The organism is Paenibacillus sp. AD87 (assembly GCF_001659845.1).
Taxonomy (GTDB): Bacteria; Bacillota; Bacilli; order Paenibacillales; family Paenibacillaceae; genus Paenibacillus; species Paenibacillus marchantiae.
Window position 1 is genome coordinate 1,002,851 of record NZ_LXQN01000007.1, and the last position, 17,487, is coordinate 1,020,337.

The 17,487-nt window shown below is 45.7% G+C and carries 20 protein-coding genes; 16 read left to right on the forward strand and 4 right to left on the reverse strand.

Translation table 11 applies throughout. The features are described from left to right. The first annotated feature begins 29 nt into the window (after positions 1-29). The 5 genes from gpAD87_RS04540 (at position 30) to gpAD87_RS32435 (ending at position 3,683) form a co-directional block, all read left to right on the forward strand. Complete coding sequence (locus gpAD87_RS04540; protein WP_064636505.1) at positions 30-1,250, forward strand: MalY/PatB family protein; 1,221 nt, start codon at positions 30-32, stop codon at positions 1,248-1,250. 274 nt (positions 1,251-1,524) lie between these two features. Then, the gene (ung, locus tag gpAD87_RS04545; protein ID WP_064640745.1) at positions 1,525-2,193 is read left to right on the forward strand and encodes a uracil-DNA glycosylase; all 669 of its coding nucleotides are present in this window, start codon (positions 1,525-1,527) and stop codon (positions 2,191-2,193) included. 15 nt (positions 2,194-2,208) lie between these two features. Continuing rightward, positions 2,209-2,634 carry a hypothetical protein gene (locus tag gpAD87_RS04550; protein ID WP_125477324.1) on the forward strand — a complete coding sequence of 142 codons (426 nt, stop codon included), beginning with the start codon at positions 2,209-2,211 and terminating at the stop codon, positions 2,632-2,634. A 234-nt stretch (positions 2,635-2,868) separates the two neighbouring features. After that, entirely contained in the window at positions 2,869-3,513 is a 645-nt protein-coding gene (locus tag gpAD87_RS04555; RefSeq protein ID WP_231952440.1) for a TIGR00730 family Rossman fold protein, read from the forward strand. Positions 3,514-3,551: 38 nt separating this feature from the next. Continuing rightward, positions 3,552-3,683, forward strand: coding sequence for a YjcZ family sporulation protein (locus gpAD87_RS32435; protein WP_231952441.1), 132 nt, complete (start codon positions 3,552-3,554; stop codon positions 3,681-3,683). A gap of 175 nt (positions 3,684-3,858) precedes the next feature. On the opposite strand, the gene gpAD87_RS04560 is transcribed toward gpAD87_RS32435, so the two are convergent. Next, positions 3,859-4,191 carry a hypothetical protein gene (locus gpAD87_RS04560; RefSeq protein ID WP_064636509.1) on the reverse strand — a complete coding sequence of 111 codons (333 nt, stop codon included), beginning with the start codon at positions 4,189-4,191 and terminating at the stop codon, positions 3,859-3,861. 220 nt (positions 4,192-4,411) lie between these two features. Here gpAD87_RS04560 and gpAD87_RS04565 point away from each other — a divergent pair, with 220 nt between their 5' ends. The 4 genes from gpAD87_RS04565 to gpAD87_RS04580 all read left to right on the forward strand — a co-directional run bounded on the left by gpAD87_RS04565 (position 4,412) and on the right by gpAD87_RS04580 (position 9,232). Continuing rightward, positions 4,412-5,149 carry a glycerophosphodiester phosphodiesterase gene (locus gpAD87_RS04565; RefSeq protein ID WP_064636511.1) on the forward strand — a complete coding sequence of 246 codons (738 nt, stop codon included), beginning with the start codon at positions 4,412-4,414 and terminating at the stop codon, positions 5,147-5,149. Positions 5,150-5,382: 233 nt separating this feature from the next. Further along, positions 5,383-6,438, forward strand: a complete 1,056-nt coding sequence (locus gpAD87_RS04570) for a FecCD family ABC transporter permease (protein ID WP_063565538.1) — start codon at positions 5,383-5,385, stop codon at positions 6,436-6,438. Between the two features lie 2 nt (positions 6,439-6,440). After that, the gene (locus gpAD87_RS04575) at positions 6,441-7,472 is read left to right on the forward strand and encodes a FecCD family ABC transporter permease (protein WP_024631187.1); all 1,032 of its coding nucleotides are present in this window, start codon (positions 6,441-6,443) and stop codon (positions 7,470-7,472) included. Between the two features lie 44 nt (positions 7,473-7,516). Further along, entirely contained in the window at positions 7,517-9,232 is a 1,716-nt protein-coding gene (locus gpAD87_RS04580) for an ABC transporter ATP-binding protein (RefSeq protein WP_063565539.1), read from the forward strand. Positions 9,233-9,388: 156 nt separating this feature from the next. Here gpAD87_RS04580 and gpAD87_RS04585 read toward each other — a convergent pair whose 3' ends face one another. Beyond that, positions 9,389-11,182, reverse strand: a complete 1,794-nt coding sequence (locus tag gpAD87_RS04585; protein ID WP_064636513.1) for an AraC family transcriptional regulator — start codon at positions 11,180-11,182, stop codon at positions 9,389-9,391. A 216-nt stretch (positions 11,183-11,398) separates the two neighbouring features. Continuing rightward, the gene (locus tag gpAD87_RS04590; protein WP_064636516.1) at positions 11,399-12,394 is read right to left on the reverse strand and encodes an ABC transporter substrate-binding protein; all 996 of its coding nucleotides are present in this window, start codon (positions 12,392-12,394) and stop codon (positions 11,399-11,401) included. Positions 12,395-12,560: 166 nt separating this feature from the next. On the opposite strand from gpAD87_RS04590, the gene gpAD87_RS04595 reads away from it, so the two are divergent. The 6 genes from gpAD87_RS04595 to gpAD87_RS04620 all read left to right on the forward strand — a co-directional run bounded on the left by gpAD87_RS04595 (position 12,561) and on the right by gpAD87_RS04620 (position 15,947). After that, positions 12,561-12,884 carry a hypothetical protein gene (locus gpAD87_RS04595; RefSeq protein WP_231952442.1) on the forward strand — a complete coding sequence of 108 codons (324 nt, stop codon included), beginning with the start codon at positions 12,561-12,563 and terminating at the stop codon, positions 12,882-12,884. Positions 12,885-12,988: 104 nt separating this feature from the next. Then, the gene (locus gpAD87_RS04600) at positions 12,989-13,567 is read left to right on the forward strand and encodes a DUF3221 domain-containing protein (protein ID WP_064636518.1); all 579 of its coding nucleotides are present in this window, start codon (positions 12,989-12,991) and stop codon (positions 13,565-13,567) included. A 41-nt stretch (positions 13,568-13,608) separates the two neighbouring features. After that, positions 13,609-13,995, forward strand: a complete 387-nt coding sequence (locus gpAD87_RS04605) for a DUF5071 domain-containing protein (protein WP_063565544.1) — start codon at positions 13,609-13,611, stop codon at positions 13,993-13,995. A gap of 286 nt (positions 13,996-14,281) precedes the next feature. Then, positions 14,282-14,461 (forward strand): ribbon-helix-helix protein, CopG family, encoded by a 180-nt coding sequence (locus gpAD87_RS04610; protein WP_063565545.1) that lies wholly within the window; start codon positions 14,282-14,284, stop codon positions 14,459-14,461. Positions 14,462-14,604: 143 nt separating this feature from the next. Next, positions 14,605-14,880 (forward strand): DUF6809 family protein, encoded by a 276-nt coding sequence (locus tag gpAD87_RS04615; RefSeq protein WP_064636520.1) that lies wholly within the window; start codon positions 14,605-14,607, stop codon positions 14,878-14,880. 47 nt (positions 14,881-14,927) lie between these two features. After that, positions 14,928-15,947 carry a VanZ family protein gene (locus gpAD87_RS04620; protein ID WP_157258416.1) on the forward strand — a complete coding sequence of 340 codons (1,020 nt, stop codon included), beginning with the start codon at positions 14,928-14,930 and terminating at the stop codon, positions 15,945-15,947. Positions 15,948-16,057: 110 nt separating this feature from the next. Here gpAD87_RS04620 and gpAD87_RS04625 read toward each other — a convergent pair whose 3' ends face one another. Continuing rightward, positions 16,058-16,960: a manganese catalase family protein gene (locus gpAD87_RS04625; protein ID WP_064636522.1), complete on the reverse strand. Its 903-nt coding sequence runs from the start codon at positions 16,958-16,960 to the stop codon at positions 16,058-16,060. A 370-nt stretch (positions 16,961-17,330) separates the two neighbouring features. On the opposite strand from gpAD87_RS04625, the gene gpAD87_RS31735 reads away from it, so the two are divergent. After that, entirely contained in the window at positions 17,331-17,486 is a 156-nt protein-coding gene (locus tag gpAD87_RS31735; RefSeq protein ID WP_157258417.1) for a hypothetical protein, read from the forward strand. The last annotated feature ends 1 nt before the right edge of the window (position 17,487 follow it).

Sequence of the window (17,487 nt, forward strand, 5' to 3'; positions counted from 1 at the left end):
AGAACAGAGAGAAAGAGGCGCAGAAGGCTATGAAGTATGATTTCGATGAGATTATTGATCGCACAGGAACCAATGCCATGAATACGGATGGTTTCCGTCAATATATTTTTAATGCAACAGAAGATATGAAATTTCCCTTTAAGGATGAAGAATTTATTCGCATGTGGATTGCAGATATGGAGTTTGCCACACCTCCCGAAATACGGGAAGCAGTTAAGGAGCGTTTGGACCGGAAAATTATGGGGTACTCCCAGGTGTTCGATCCGGCATACTACGAAGCTGTCTCCAACTGGATGAACAGATACTATGGCTGGTCCTTTCCCAAGGAGCATCTGGAGACATCACATGGGATCATTCCTGCTCTATATGAATTAGTTGAATTTATTTGCAAACCGAATGAGAAGGTGCTGATTGTGACGCCCTCCTATGGTTATTTTAAATCGGCTGCGGAGCATAATCATATTGAACTAGTTTGCTCAGATTTGATCAACGAGCAGGGACATTATTCAATAGACTTTGCAGATTTTGAAGCCAAAGCCAGTGATGAACAAGTTACGTTATGTATTTTTTGCAATCCGCATAATCCGTCTGGACGCGTATGGACAACAGAAGAGTTACAACGTGTGGGTGAGATCTGTCTGAGCCATAACGTGTGGGTAATATCGGATGAAATTCACTGTGACTTGCTGCGTACAGGTAAGAAGCATACGCCTCTTGCCAAGCTGTTCCCGGATACGGATCGAATCATTACCTGTATGTCTCCAAGCAAAACGTTCAATATGGCGGGCCTAATGTTCTCCAATGTGATTATTGCAAATGAAGGACTCCGAACGATCTGGCAGAAACGGCATTATGGGTTCAAAAATCCGCTGAGCATTGCAGCGACTCAAGCGGCTTACGAACATGGCGACGAATGGCTGAAACAGTTGAAAACGTATCTTGATGACAATTTTGCCTTTGTGGATCAATATGTGAAGCGTTATCTGCCACAGGCGGTATTTCATATTCCGGAAGCTACGTATCTGGCATGGATTGATATTACGGCATACGTCCCTGCAAATGTAAACCTGCCTTTATTTTTCGCTGAACAAGCGGGGGTATTACTTGAAGATGGACATATGTTTGTAGCTAATGGAGGCGGGTGTATCCGTCTAAACTTGGCATGTCCGCGTTCGGTTCTTGAAGAGGGACTCAGAAGAATAAGCACTCTATTGGTCAATAAAGATGAGGGCGTACCCGTTCAAGTCTGATTAAGTTATCTATAAACAAGGTACTGGATTGCTTTAACTCTGTTGTACAGATTCAGAGCGCATCAATTTACAACGATAGATATTCCATGCTCGGTCTGAAGTAACGTTAGTTATAGAGGCAACCCTATCCCCTGATGTACACTTCTGGTCTGCTGTCCCCGGTTATGTTAAAATGGTGGATAGTCTATGAGTCGTAGGATACGGCTCACGCAGGTGGCAGTTCGTTATGTGGACTGCACGGATATGTATTCATCAGGGAAAGGAGCCTTTACATATGTTTGGAAATGATTGGGACTCTGTACTTCAGGAAGAGACTGAAGCCGAGTATTTCAACAACATTCGTTATGCACTCGCCGCCGAGTATAAAACACAGACCATCTTTCCACCCAAGGAAGATTTGTTCTCGGCTCTTAAACTGACCCCGTATCATAAGGTCAAGGCCGTTATTATCGGTCAGGACCCTTATCACGGAGCGGGTCAGGCTCAGGGATTAAGTTTCTCAGTCAGACCGGGGGTGCGCGTTCCTCCTTCTTTGAAAAATATATATAAGGAGCTTCACGCGGATCTGGGTCTGCCGATTCCGAATCACGGATCGCTGGTTCATTGGGCAGAGCAGGGCGTGCTGCTGCTTAATGCGGTTCTGACGGTACGGGAAGGACAGCCGAACTCCCATCAGGGACTGGGTTGGCAGACGTTTACAGACGCTGTCATCCGGGCATTGAATGAACGTTCAGAACCGATGGTATTTATGCTTTGGGGCAGTCATGCCCAGAAGAAAGGGGCATTCATTAATCGGGATAAACACCTGGTGTTGGAGTCTACGCATCCAAGTCCGCTTGCAGCACATCGTGGCTTCCTGGGCAGTCGTCCTTTTTCCAAAGCCAATGAATATTTGACCTCCAAAGGTATTGAACCGATTGATTGGACGATACCGGAAAACTAGACAAACGGGGGGGCGATGGCATTGCGACATTGGGTAGGACGGAAAGTAGCCGTATATCGTGCAACCGGCATACGAGAGCCACTGAAAGGAACGCTGGTCGAGTGGGATGAAGAAGCGGATTGTGTACGAATCGGACCCAAGCGGATCAAGGTATCGTTCGACAATATCGCAATGATCCGGCCTCTGCCTGAAGAGAGCCTTCCCTTGAAAAAAGCGCGATCCGAGGTGCATAAGGTTGGATATGTGATGAAAAAGGCCGTACAATTTGAAAATGCCATCTATTTCAAATCACAGGTTATGATTTGGCGTCGGGCCAAAATTGTAGCATTATCCACAACGATTATACGGCATGATGATGATCAGGTTGAGCTTGCAGACGGCCGGATTCTTCGTAAGGACAAGCATATGTTTGTGGTGCGCTCACGGCGTGGAATACGATAATTCCACTGATATTTAATATTCATTTCATGCAAAGATCATATGGATTTAATGTTCGGCCTTTATAGTAAACAGTAACAACCCCTTCTAAATGATGTGTACTAATTATGGGAGCCCGACCGGCTGCAAACGGTCGGGTGTTTTTTTTATTCACTTGAGTATGATGAGTGATGTAACATAGTATTTACATTCATGTTATACACTAATGAAATAGATCATGAGAAGGAGTGAAACCCATTGAAACGTATATGTGTTTTTGCAGGCTCCAACCCGGGAAATCACCCCGATTACACACAGCAGGCTATTAAATTGGGTAAACAGATCGCCGATAGCGGGTACGCACTCGTCTATGGCGGGTCATGTATGGGATTAATGGGTGCAGTCGCGGATGCTGCTCTGGAGCAGGGTGGAGAAGTGATTGGTGTCATGCCGACTGGCTTGTTCCGGGGAGAGGTCGTACATGGAGGTCTTACGCAGCTGATTGAAGTGGGAACGATGCATGAACGCAAGGCAACGATGGCCGAGCTGTCCGACGGATTTGTGGCTCTTCCTGGTGGTATGGGTACATTTGAAGAACTATTTGAGGTTCTTTGCTGGGCACAAATTGGCATTCATCGTAAACCCGTTGGTTTGTTAAATGTAAACGGATATTACGAGCCGTTGATGAAAATGGTTGAGCATAGCGTGCATGAAGGATTCTCCAATACCTCACATCTCAGTCTATGGAGTCTGGAATCTGATCCGGCTGAACTGTTGAATCGGATGTCATCCTATATTCCGGCACAGTTGACCCAGAAGTGGTCACAGCTTCAGGATAAAGAACTACCCGCTCCAGCGGAAAACTTTCCGATGTGCCCAAGCAAGTTCCCTCCCCAAACATAGTCTATAGTGTACTTTCTTAAAAGAGGGGAGTGTCACTCATGAGCGAAATCAAAGGCACAGGATACGGTTACGGATACGGCGGCTTTGGCGGTGGAGCATGGACATCAACAGGCGCGATTCTGGTGTTGTTCATCCTGCTCGTTATCATCTCTCGTACATTCTTACTGTAATTCGGTCAGCCATTCCGGGACGGTGACATAGTTGCCGGGGCAATGCCCGATGAAGAAATGGCCTTTCCAAAGAGACGCCGGTACGGTCGGCGTCTCAGGGGAACGGTTTTTTTCTGTCTCCAAAAAAAAGAACTCCGCCTCTATGGAAAAGAGAGACAGAGTGGGGCGAGGGGAGTTAGACCGTTACCTCAGTATCACCAGGCAAACTGAGTGTTCTCCAGGCAATATATAGTCCAATTGCGGCTGCAATAAGAGCAAGGATGGCAGCGATAAAAGCCAACTTATCCAGTTGACTCTGTTCATTAATAACAGATGATTGATTACTTGTTTTGTCGGGAACAGACAGCCCTCGAACGGATGCCTTTTTCATGTATTGGCGTGGTCCGGGGGGCGTTCTTGTTTTGCTGCTGGGTTTGCCGGATCTGCTTTTGGCAGGAATTCTGGGCAAGGGAGCTTTTTTGGAGGAAGATTTGGAAGATACAGATCTGTTCTTCGTTAGGGGTTTCAATGGGCGACCTCCTTACAGCGGAGTGCAGTTGTCTATGACTGATACTATATTATGTCTGCTTTACAGATTGAGTTCACAAAATGAGTGAATCCCCAGCCCTCCAAGATGTTGCCCTATACACGGATGGATCATACAATTAAACGCTCTGTTAATACAGGTATGACAAACTGCGTTTATAGTGAGAATCATAGAATTAATGTTGAACTCAGGAGGCTCTGGAATGAAAAGAATTGAGAATATCGCCCATAGGGGAGCATCTGCCGTATGCCCCGAGAATACGATGGTGGCCTTTGAACGCAGCTTGCAGCTTGGAGCGACAGGCATTGAAACGGATGTCCAGCTTTCCAGTGATGGTAGTCTGGTATTGATACATGATGAGTCGTTAAGTCGCACTGCTGGAGCAGAAGGCTGGGTCAAGGATAAATCAGTGGAAGAATTACGTACTCTTGACGCAGGTGCTTGGTTCCATGCCGATTTTGCTGGAGAACGTATTCCATCTTTGGATGAATTATTTGATTTGGTTCGGGGGAAAGACATTCTACTTAACCTGGAATTGAAAAATGGTGTTATTAGTTATAAGGGAATGGAAGAAAAGTTGATACAAGCGATTCGGGATTGGGGCATGGAACAACAGGTCATTCTATCCAGCTTCAATCATGCCTCGTTAGTGAGGTGCAAACGTCTTGCCCCGGAAATTCGCACAGCAATTTTATATATGGAAAAGCTGTACCGCCCATATGATTATGCGGCCAAACTGGAAGCTTCTGCTCTGCATCCCTACAAGGTTGCTGTAACACGAGAAGAAGTTGCTGCTGCGTTGGCTCAGGGAATTGCAACACACCCGTTCACGGTGAATGATCCTGCCGAAATGCAGGAACTGATCGACATGGGTGTGAAGGGAATTATTACAGATGTGCCGGATGTGCTGGCAGCATTGACTGCTGTACATAGTCGTTAAATCATATGTAAAACCAAGGTGCTGCATTGGAGTTCTTATACTCCATGCAGCTTTTTTTAGTACAAAAATTCATTTATGCAATAAACTTGTCCCATTTGTCCATTGCCAGAGACAGCTAGTTGACATACAATGGTCTATGGGAATGAGAATCAATATCAGTTATGTATTAATAGAGAGGTGATTGTTATGTACATAGGATCTGTCTACATCACTCATAACAAGGGTGGGGACATATGAGTTCGAAAGTTTCACCGGCAAGTCAACCTACGGAATCACCGACAGCCAAAATACACACTCGTCCCTGGGCTGCCACATTGATCCTGACAGGGGGGATTCTGCTGCTCGCGCTGGGTATGGCGTTGTCCATTTCGTTTGGGGCCGCAGATATCAAGCTGGGCGTTGTATGGGAGGCGATTTTTAACTTTAATCCTGAACTGACTCCGCATCAGATTATATGGGAGATTCGGTTACCGCGTATTCTTGGCGGAGCAATGGTGGGTGCCTGCTTCGCAGTAGCCGGTGCCATTATGCAGGGAATGACCCGTAACCCGCTGGCAGATTCCGGTTTGCTCGGACTGAATGCTGGCGCAGGATTTGCGCTCGCTGTCTGCTTTGCCTTTTTCCCAGGCATGCCATATATGTATATCATTCTGTACTCCTTCGTTGGTGCAGGACTTGGGGTTCTGTTGGTCTATGGTTTCGGTGCAGCATCCAAATCCGGACTTACACCTCTCCGGCTGGTTCTGGCGGGGGCGGCAGTGTCTGCGATGCTGTCAGCACTCAGTGAAGGGATTGCACTGTATTTCAAAATTGGACAAGATCTCGCTTTCTGGACAGCGGGCGGTGTAGCCGGGACGAAGTGGTCCCAGTTGGAAGTCATGTTCCCTTGGGTATTAGCTGCGCTTATTGCAGGGATTATTATCTCCCGCTCTATTACGCTGCTTAGCTTGGGGGAAGACATCGCCGTTGGATTGGGTCAACGTACTGGCTTGATTAAGCTGGTTGGTCTGATTGTTGTACTGATCCTTGCGGGTACAGCCGTATCCGTGGTTGGTGCTGTTGGTTTTGTAGGGCTCATCATTCCCCATCTCACACGTAAATTAGTTGGGGTCGATTATCGCTGGATTATTCCATGTTCCGCAGTGATGGGCAGTCTGCTGCTCGTATTCGCGGATCTGGCTGCACGTATGATTAACCCGCCATATGAGACGCCAATTGGCGCCTTGGTTGCCCTAATTGGGGTACCTTTCTTCCTCTATCTGGCGCGTAAAGAAAGGAGGACTCTGTAACGATGGAATCCTCAACTCTGGTTGGAGCAGAACGCAAAAAAAGAACAAAAAGCACCATTGTCATGATTGTGCTTGGTGCGTTGATTATTACAGCTTTTATTATCAGTATGAATACAGGGTTCACTCGGCTTTCTCCACTTGAGGTTATGCGGACCTTGTTTGGCGGTGGGACAGCTAAGCAGGAACTGATCTTGTTTGAATTCCGTTTGCCGCGTATCGTCATTTCGGTTCTGGTCGGTGCGGGACTTGCGCTATCCGGTTGTATTCTGCAGGGGGTATCCCGAAATCCTCTGGCTGATCCAGGGATTCTCGGTATCAACGCTGGTGCCGGATTGGTTGTTATGTTGTTTGTTTCCTTCTTCCCGACAACAACGGCGGCTCCGGTATTTTTGCTGCCAATCCTGGCCCTGATCGGTGCAACTTTTGCTGCATTTCTGATTTATGTGCTCTCTTACAAAAAGGGAGAAGGTCTCATGCCTACGCGCATGTTGCTTACAGGGATTGGTGTAGCGGCAGGAATCAGCTCAGCCATGATCGTACTAACACTTCGGCTTAGCCCGGAGAAGTATCAATTTGTGGCCACCTGGATGGCAGGTAGCATCTGGGGTTCCAACTGGAAATTCGTAACGGCGTTGCTGCCGTTTCTCATTGTCCTTGTGCCGCTTGTTCTGTATAAAGCCCGTGTGCTCAATGTACTGAACCTTGGCGACCAAACAGCAAGTGGTCTCGGCGCTCCGGTGGAACGCGAAAGACTGATCCTGCTGGCTGCAGCCGTGGGACTGGCAGGATCATGCGTATCCGTCAGTGGCGGTATTGGTTTCGTGGGTCTGATTGGTCCACATTTGGCACGTCGTCTCGTGGGACCAAAACATCAGTTCCTTTTGCCTGCATCCGCACTGGTCGGCTCATTGCTTGTGCTTGTTGCAGATACGCTGGGACGCGTAATTTTGCAGCCTTCAGAGATTCCGGCAGGTATTCTGGTTGCCATCATTGGTGCCCCGTACTTCCTGTATCTCTTGAGCAAAACGAAATAGAAAGCAACCATGTTATATGGTTGCTATAAGGAGGACTTCAGTCCATGCTTCGCCGTTTCTTTGCCTATTACAGGCCTTACAAAAAGCTGTTCATTCTGGACTTTAGCTGCGCGATTTTCGTAGCTCTGCTGGAACTGGCCTTCCCGCTGGCAGTCAATAGAGTCGTGGATGACCTTTTGCCAGGGGGACGCTGGGACTGGATATTATGGGCATGTCTTGCGCTGCTCGCGATCTATCTATTAAACTCGTTCCTCAACTTTGTTGTTACATACTGGGGACATAAGCTTGGTATTAATATCGAGACCGATATGCGCAAAGCTCTTTTCAATCATGTACAGAAGTTATCATTCCGTTTCTTTGATAATACCAAAACCGGACACCTGGTCTCTCGTATGACCAATGACTTGATGGATATCGGCGAGATTGCCCATCATGGTCCGGAGGATGTATTTATCGCAGTAATGACGTTGATTGGTGCATTCAGCATCATGATGAGCATTAACGGAAATCTGGCCGTGTTAACATTTATCATCGTGCCGCTCATTATTTATCTATCCTTGTATTTTGGCAGCAAGATGTCCAAGGCATTTAGCCGAATGTTCGGGGATATAGCAGATTTCAACGCACGTGTAGAAAACAATGTAAGTGGTATTCGCGTGGTTCAGGCTTTTGCTAATGAAGAGCATGAAAAAGCACAATTCGCTGTAAACAACAGCCGTTTCCGTCAGACCAAACTGATCGCGTACAGAATCATGGCCTGGAACTCTTCCATCAGTTACATGCTGATGAAGCTGGTATCCCTCTTTGTACTGGTATGCGGCACATGGTTTGTCATTCAAGGCAGTATGAGCTATGGTCAATTTATTGCATTTATTATGCTGTCCAATGTGTTTCTTACACCCATTCAGAAGATCAACTCCGTTATTGAGACGTATCCAAAAGGGATTGCGGGTTTCAAACGTTATACGGAATTGCTCGATATGGAGCCGGACGTTGAAGATCGACCGGGTGCCACTACGGTATCTCATCTGCGTGGAGATATCCGATATGAGCAGGTGACCTTTGGCTATTCGGATCAGGAGCCTGTTCTTAAAGGGATTGATCTGAATATTCACGCTGGTGAAACAGTGGCCCTTGTTGGACCATCGGGTGCAGGGAAAACAACGCTGTGCAGTCTGCTGCCTCGTTTCTATGATGTGCTGGAAGGTCGCATCACGATCGATGGTCAGGAGATTCAAGACATGACGCTGGATTCATTGCGCAGTCAGATCGGAATTGTTCAGCAGGACGTGTTCCTGTTCGATGGAACCGTTCGTGAGAATATTGCGTATGGCAAGCTGGATGCAACAGAAGAAGAAATCTGGATGGCAGCTCGTCGTGCACAGATGGAAACACTGATCACTTCCATGCCGGAAGGAATGGACACGTTAATTGGTGAACGCGGTGTGAAACTGTCCGGCGGACAGAAACAGCGTTTGTCCATTGCGCGTATGTTCCTGAAGAATCCTCCGATTCTAATTTTGGACGAAGCTACATCTGCATTGGATACTGAGACAGAAGCAGCGATCCAGCAATCCCTTGCGGAATTGTCCGAAGGACGGACTACCCTGGTTATTGCCCACAGATTGGCTACGATCAAAAATGCGGATCGCATTATTGTTGTTGCCGAGCAAGGGATTACTGAGCAGGGCAGACACGAAGAATTGCTTGAAGCAGGTGGAGTATACAGTCGTCTGCATTATGCACAGTTCGGTGCCTGAACGTAACAGAGAGTTTGTGAACGTATTATAAGAGAGCTGTATAAGGAGTAAAAAAATAACGCCTTCGTCTACTCATGATCCTGAGTAAGCGAAGGCGTCTTTTCTACTTTTTAATATCACGTTGTGCCAGATGGCAAGAGAAGTGAATCACGCAAACTAAGTCAGCGGATGGTTTAAAATACGTGGCATGACTTTGAGCAAACGATCTCTTGTGATCGGGTCATCGAAGTTCCATTTGGCATTAGTGGTATACGTGTGTGCACGAACAGAGGCGGGTAGCTCGTCCCAGCTGGTCTGATTGAGAAGTTGTCGCAGATGGGCGTCATGACGACGGTTGCTGGAGGTTAATACGAACAGGCGGTCACCTGCATAGTCGGCCACTTCATGCTTCTGAATTTTGAGAAAACGAACATCGTTCTTCATCAGGGAAGCCACGGTATCGGGAGGGCTGAACCCAAGGGGATGATAGAGTGTCAGTGGGAACCCCTGAACCCCCATCACATACCACTCTCCATCCAGCTCAAGCAGCACGCTTGCTGTTTCTCCCGTGCCTGTACTTCCGCCCAGGCGTCTCCACATATGTTCGTGTTTTTCTTCATAGTGGGCAATCCACTGTTCCGCTTTCTGTTCTTCACCCACATGTTTGGCAATACTGCGCAGTTGCTCGGCGGTATTGCTTGCCGGATTGATGGTCAGTGTGGGCGCCACCTGCTCAAGCAATTCTCTCATCGCGTCCGAACGGTGCTCATAGACAATAAGGTCAGGTGCCAGACCTGCGATAGCAGAAGTATTGTTGATTACACCCACATCTTCAATGTGCTGCAGTTGGTTCCGGTATACGACTTGATGCCTGATAATGGTGAGTTCTGCGCCAACGGGCCGAATGCCCAGTGTCAGCATGTGTCCGACCATACTGCCCATCGTGACAATTTTGGGAGAGTGTGTTGTCCGTTTAGACTGCACAGGGTTAACAGCAACGGGTAGAATCGATGGAAAGGATGGAACAGGTTCATTAGGTGCATTCTCTGAGTCGGATGGTGCCTGTACGGAAGAAGCAGACCATATGTTTTCCCAGCGAGAGTCAGGTGAAGTTCGGGATACGTTCCATGTGGATGAGAAATTCCTGTCGCTTCGATGCTGACGAACATATTGTTTGGGTGAAAATCCCGTCATCTGGCTGAATCGCCGATTGAAATAGTACTCATCGCTGAAACCTACGCTGCGAGCGATCTCACGTAAAGGATCATCTGTGCGCATCAGCAGGGTCTTGGCTTGTTCGATTCGTAACCGGGTAATATAGTCCAGCGGCTTATACCCCGTTATGCTCTGGACTCGTGAACTATATTGTGAGCGTCCCATACTGGCCTGAGTTGCAAGCTGTTCAACTGTAAGTGATTCTGTGTAATGCTTCCCAATGTATTGAATGGTGGCGCGCACCGATTCATCCGGATGAGTACTTTTGCGAACGGTTCGAGCATTTTCCAGCAGAAGTACGATCATTTCCTGTAAAATAATCTGTTGTCTGAACTGTTGCATCTCATCTGATGCGTTTTCCCCAAATCCAACATGTTGTTCAAGCAAATGAACATATTGAGAGAACGGACGAATAGGTATAGGCTGTCCGTAAGGAAAAAGACGGTCCAGGGCAGATGCTGGTTCTTTACTACCTCTGGCAAACACGTCAAAAGAGATATAGATTCCGTCTAACTGTCCATCACCGGTTAATTGAATCTGACTCTGGGGATGCAGGAGCATGGTGTTTCCTTTTTTGACGGGTACAGGGATGTCCTGTACATATAAAGTTCCTTTTCCCGAAGTAAACGAGAGCAGGGAATGCTTTTTAAGAACGGAGGAGATGCTCGGTGTCAGCAGTTTGCTGAGCAAATGGGATTGCGAGTTGGCATAGGATAAGGACAGAAGATCCGGAGTATTCTGGGTAAGTTGTCTCAACACGGAATCCTCTTTTCATAGCATATTTATTGAGAATAGTTATCAATTATAGTTGATTGTATATAAAGGAGCGCTTTTTTTCAATGGCAAATAACCGGAGGCTCCTGTGTGTCAGGAACTGCACCGGTCATGAGTGGAGGGCAGTAGCCCTACAGATAATGCTTCTCTAGCAAAATGGTTTATCCTGAAGATCCTAACGCTTCGTGAATTGATGTGTTATTTTCCTAGTATGGAAGGCAGTTCGTCCATCAGTCGTTCTTTGGTAATCGGATCATCAAAGTTCCACTTGGTATTAAAATAGTAGACTTTATTGTTTTTAACAGCCGGGATGGACTTCCAGATGTCGGTCGTCATGATGGAGTCACTGTTATTTCGCTCTTCCTCTGATAGATCCGTGAGGACAAACAAGTATTCACCTGCACATTCCGGCAGCAGCTCGCTGGAGATGTTGGCAAAACGTTCATTTTTATCAATCAAGGATTCTTTAACTTTGGGAGCAGGGGTGAATTGCAATGTATCATACACAGTTTCGGCAAGTGCGCTGTTGCCCATCACGTACATATCTTTGCCAAGCTGGAGAAAGACGGATGCGGTTACACCTGTGGGCAAATCAAGCTGATTTCGTACTTGCTCGGATTGCTCTGCATAGGTTTTGATCCATTCCTCGGCTGCTTGCTCTTTCCCTAGAATGTCACCGAAGACTTTCACACGTTCATTGGTTGATAGACGGTCATAGGTTACTGTCGGAGCAATCTTCGACAACAAAGTATATTGGTTCTCTTCATAATAACTGCCGCCAGCATCCAGCAGGATCAGATCAGGACTTAGTGAAGTGATTTTCTCCAGATCGCCTTGCAAGTCGCCTACATCTTCAATCCCATCCAGCAATTCGGGATAAGCGATCTGATCACCAATGATGCCTAGGGCTGCACCTACTGGTTTAACATCCAGGGCAAGCAAATCTCCCAGATCACTGCCTGTGAAAATAATACGTTTCGCGTTGACCGGAATCTCTACCGTGTGGCCTAGGGAGTCGGTGTAACTCTTGGTTTCACTTTGTTCGGACTGCGCTTGAGTTGAGGTGGTGGATTCACCTGATTCTGCTTCAGCGGTCGTAGTGGATGGTTCTGCTTTGCTGCCACAGGCAGATAGCAGTGCACCAATCAGGGTAATCATGAGTATAAGGGTACCGAGCTTGCGTGTTGCTTTCATCGTTATGGTTCCTCCCGCATAGGTTACTTATTAGATAATGATAATCATTATCAATTTAGTTCGAATGTGATCAGTTTATCGAAAGCGGGTTGGCAGTACAATGGACAAACAGGTGGAAAACCTTTGTACAAAAATAAAACGATTCTAAATGGAGGAGGCGAACGTTATGAACATTATGCTGGAAATTCTCATGACTTGGCTGATATTGATTTTGATTCTGGTCATCTTGGTGCAGGGTATTAGAAAGAATTCGAAGGAAGGAGCCAAGTCCGTCTTCAGACGTTGGGGAGGATTATTGATCGGATTATTTGTTGTGGGGACTGTACCTTTGGGCTTTGCGATGTATACAGAGTGGGGTGTAGAGCGGCTGGATGCCAACATTGGATTGGGACTGGCTTTGTTTTTTACCTGGGCATACTGTGCCCTCTTGTTATGCGTGGCATTAGTGATCTGGGGGAGGTACTGGTACAAGCAATACGGGAAGAAGTGATTTTGTTGCCCGCATGATTATGATAAACGTATGTTTGCATGCAACAATCAGCATATATTGAATGTTGAAGGTAGAAATAGGTGTTAATAAAGGGGGATTTACATATGTCCCATCTTCGTCGAGTTCTGATATCGCTCTCAATCCTGATCGTATGCCTTACTGGATGTTCAGGACATATCGATTGTAATTCTGTGCAAACTCAAGCGAATCCCCCAAGTGATAATGGATTCACTGGTTATGTGGTTGACCGCGAAGGCAATTCCATTCTAGTGGTTGATCCTGCATATGAAGACTTCGGTGCGAACGAAGGAGAAAGTCGGTATTATCCGGCAAAATGGTTCTCCAATGCGCCTGATCCACAGATCGGCTCCTATGTTGAGATCTGGACGGATGGCAGCCCGGAAAATCAGCCCTATCCCGGTCAGGCCAGAGCGGAAACGATTGCTGTATCCTGTCCGGCCACTCCAGACGGTGCTCACCTAAGTGAGGCAGATGCGATTCGGGGTGGACTGTACTCATCAGACGGAGAGCAAGTACGTATTCCTGTAATTGAGAATGTTGATTTCGATAAGGATATAGGAATATGGACCATTCGTATGCGAGATGCAATATCAACGACGGATATTCAGGATCCAATAGAAGTAAAAGTAGAAGACATTGAGCCAGTAGGGGAGCAGGAGTAAGGATGTAGGATTTCAATGTTGGATGAAAAGAGGAGATAGGTCTGAATGTTAGAGAATGGCTTCCCCGCGACAAGTCTGATTTTGAAGCGGTGCGTAAGTTAAGTGAATTAGGTAATGAAGAGTTGCGAGATATCATTCCTGAGCTTACGGAGTGGTTGCAGGATGGGAATTGGCCCATTTTCAGATCCGTAGAAGATTTACTTTTAAGATTTGGAGAAGAACTTATTCCTCATATTCAAAATGTATTTAAAATAAGAGACTCTACATGGGAATATTTTATGCTGACGGGACTAATTAGTAGATTGCCTTCTAAATATTTGATTATGTTAAAGGGCGATTTAGAAAGAATATTAGAAAATCCTACGGAGGATGAGATGCTTGAGAAATTGGATGAGGTTATAATACCATTGCTGAATAAAATACAATAACAAGCAGTTCAGTGATTCAGGAAAGTTCATATTGAGGAGCAGCCCTTAACAACCTTGAACGGCTTAATGCCTTTCAGGGTTGTTTTTTTGTCAAAAACAGATCCATACTTTAAAGTACAAGTCATAGCTACATATAACATGAGTGATATTTTTTTTGAGTTGAACTGACGATCTACATGTATTTAATTTGGAAGCCACAAAATAAAGAACGTATGTTTTACAAATGAATTGACTTTTTGTCCTGACAATAATATATTAATGTCAGGACAAAAAAAGAGGTGAAGCGATGTCCTCCAAAAAGATGGGGCGTCCTAAATCTGACAAACCCAAAAGCAAGACGATCGAGATACGTGTCGATGATGAAATTATGAATAAGCTCGATGCTTCGGCTGAGAAGCTGAATACGAACCGATCAGACATCGTTCGCAAAGGGATTGAGAAGATTTACGACGAACTCCAAAAATAAAAAAAAGGAAGCAGCGTGAGTCCCGAGAAGAACACCGCTACTTCCTATCTGCAATCACTTAGAATGAGCTGACTGCATAAATATCCTACCATGTGCAGAACGCTCATTCAAGTCGATGCGAATCCATTTCTGGGAGGATGAACATGAATTCAATTCTGGAAGCACTTTATAACGGGCGACTTCGCCCGGATGAGACGATGATGCCGACACATCCTGAATACCAATTATTAGGGCGGCAAATTACGGCTATGACGGAACAATGGAAGAATCGATTGAGCGAGGGAGAATTCCGTGAGCTAGAACAGTTGTTTGACTTGTGTGGTCAATGTGATGGTATGCATAGCGAAGCTGCATTTGTTCAGGGATTTCGACTGGGGGCCAACATGCTGATCGAAGTGATGAGTCATGAGTCAACGTGAGTCCTGCAAATTGTAGTGTAGGAATGATTTGATGATGTAGAAGTTTATTGAAAAAAGAAGGTGTGATTTTGATTTTGTATCAAGGAAAGTCAAGAAAATTCATCATTGTATTGTTATCGTTGTATACTTGTTTAACATTGTATTTCTTATTCCTGGGCTTTGATAGAAGCTCGGCCAGACCTGATCAGGGCTGGCGATACAGCTTAACCCCTGAAGGAATTCCTTTACATTTTCCAATGGGGAGGGATTTTAAGATATGGTTTTTTGAAATGGGGAACTTTGTAGCATTCATCCCCTTCGGGATGGTCATTCCGCTGCTTTTTCGCTGTGGGTTTATTCGCTTTATCAGCATATTCATTCTCTGTATTACGATGTTAGAGACAGTGCAAATGATCTCCCGTTTAGGTGCGTTTGATATAGACGATATCCTGATTAATACTTTAGGGGCTGCCGTGGGATATGGAGCACAGCGGATAATAAAGCATCATCGGAACACATTAAAAGGATTTATTCAAATTTTCCTGACAGCAATTATTTTTTCAATAGGTACGATCACTGTTGTTGGCGGCTTAAATCATTATTTAGATAACGTTGACGGAAAAAGTGTCGCACTAAATGAACTTGTTTCGAGTGACGGGGCTGTAGTATGGGATGAAGAACTCTCCAGTTTTACAGTAGGCCAGACAAATGTTGAGCCTCAAATCAATCTGTACAGTAGAGAAAAACAAAATACGAATGAGTTTTCATATCTCTTAAATGGAAAATACAAAAATATGAAAGGTTATTTCGCTATACCGGACGATGTTGTCCGCACAGCAAGCAATGAGACTATTACAATAAACTTTATTGCCGATGGCACAGAAATCTATTCTTTGGTTGTATCGGCGAACAGCGGGGAGAACCATCCTGACTCTTTTCAAACTCCGTTAAAGGGAGTTAAAGAACTGACCATAAAAGTAATAACCGATGGTTCAAATCTGATGACCAATATAGTGATGTGGGACATTACACTGACAGAGCCAAACACAGGGCAAAAGTTCATCAACAGCATTAAATCCATGTTTTAACACATCAAAAAAAGCCCTCGATCCTGCCACTGAAGCAGCAAGATCTGAGGGCTTAATCCATTTTCATGCCATTTCAACAATAACTAATACATCCACTACATAACGCTACCTTAATCCGCGATGTTTCCCGCCATCTTCAGACGACGTGCAATTTCCTGGAAGTCTTCCTGCGAAATACCTGGTGCGAATTCTTCTTCCACCGCAGGAGCTTCAGGAATCGGATACCCTTCAGGTACGCCTTGAATGACTTCCAGCGGTTGTCCATCTTCGGGGTGTGTTCCTTTCCAGATCTGACTGATTGCAGTAAAGTCTTTATCACTATAGGTATACAGCTTGGTGTGTAGGCCCTTTTCTTCGTATTTCCAAGCCTCGTTAAAGGATTTGTTGCTCAGGGATGGAATCGGCACCAATTTGGTTACATTCACTCCGGTTGCAATTTCAAGCGCTTTAGCATAAGCGACCACATGCACACCGCCGCGTACCAGCAAATAGCCAACAACTGCCCGGGCTGCGGGGTGATCGGTCATTTCATAAACTTTCATTTTATGTGTACGTGCTCCGCATTCAAGAAAAAAGTTATGCAGCAGATCTTCGACCAGATTTCCACTGTTAAAAACATGGGCGCCTGTCCATGGATTGCCCATGGAGTCGAAAGGCATTGCTCCCTGTGCGCCAGCCAGGAAATGATAGGACAGACGCGCATCCTTCACGGAACCAAGTGGTGTATCGTCAGGCTCTTTGTAATCAGTGGAACCTCTGAGGCATTTGTTAATGCCATGAGACACAAGCTCTACATGACCCAATTCTTCGGCGGTGATACTCATCACCAGATCGTAGAAGGGTTTCAATTTTTCTTTGGAGCGAAAATTAAAGGATTGATAGAGGTAGTTGTTCAACGTTGACATCTCTCCGAATTTACCACCCAGCAATTCTTGTATCGCTGCCGCTGCATTCGGGTCCGGTCTCTCGACATTAGGGATTTCAATTGCGATTTCATCCATACGTTTGAACATTCGGTGTAACCTCCTCGAAATGATTGCTCAGAATAATGAAGTGATGTTGTCATGGCCTATTACACGTTTATCGAATACGCTAAACCCATAATTTTGCAATTGAGGCTTAAGGCGTATGTAGTTAAGTCTACATTTGTTATTTCCAATCCCGTGTTATTTATGTACAATCAGGACGAATGAAGTTAAGTATGGTTGTTATTATCTGATTTAAATGAAGGAGAAACTGAGAGTGCGCAAAAGTTGGATTATGGTAGGATGGGGTATCCTGCTGCTTGTCGTTTTTGGATGTAGCGATGTTACGGCAGCATATGCAGATTATCCGAGTGAGTTGGATCAATAAAGAAAAGATGAGCTTATAGAAAAGTACGGTTTGGAAAAGCCGGAAGATCCACCACCGCGTAATCTTTTATTGGAGGGTGACTGGGGGATAAGCTTCAAATCACCAATCGAACGGTATAAGATGGCGATCAGTACGATTCAATCGCTCCAGCAACCGATTACGTTTATCCTTCGTCTACTGGTGTAAA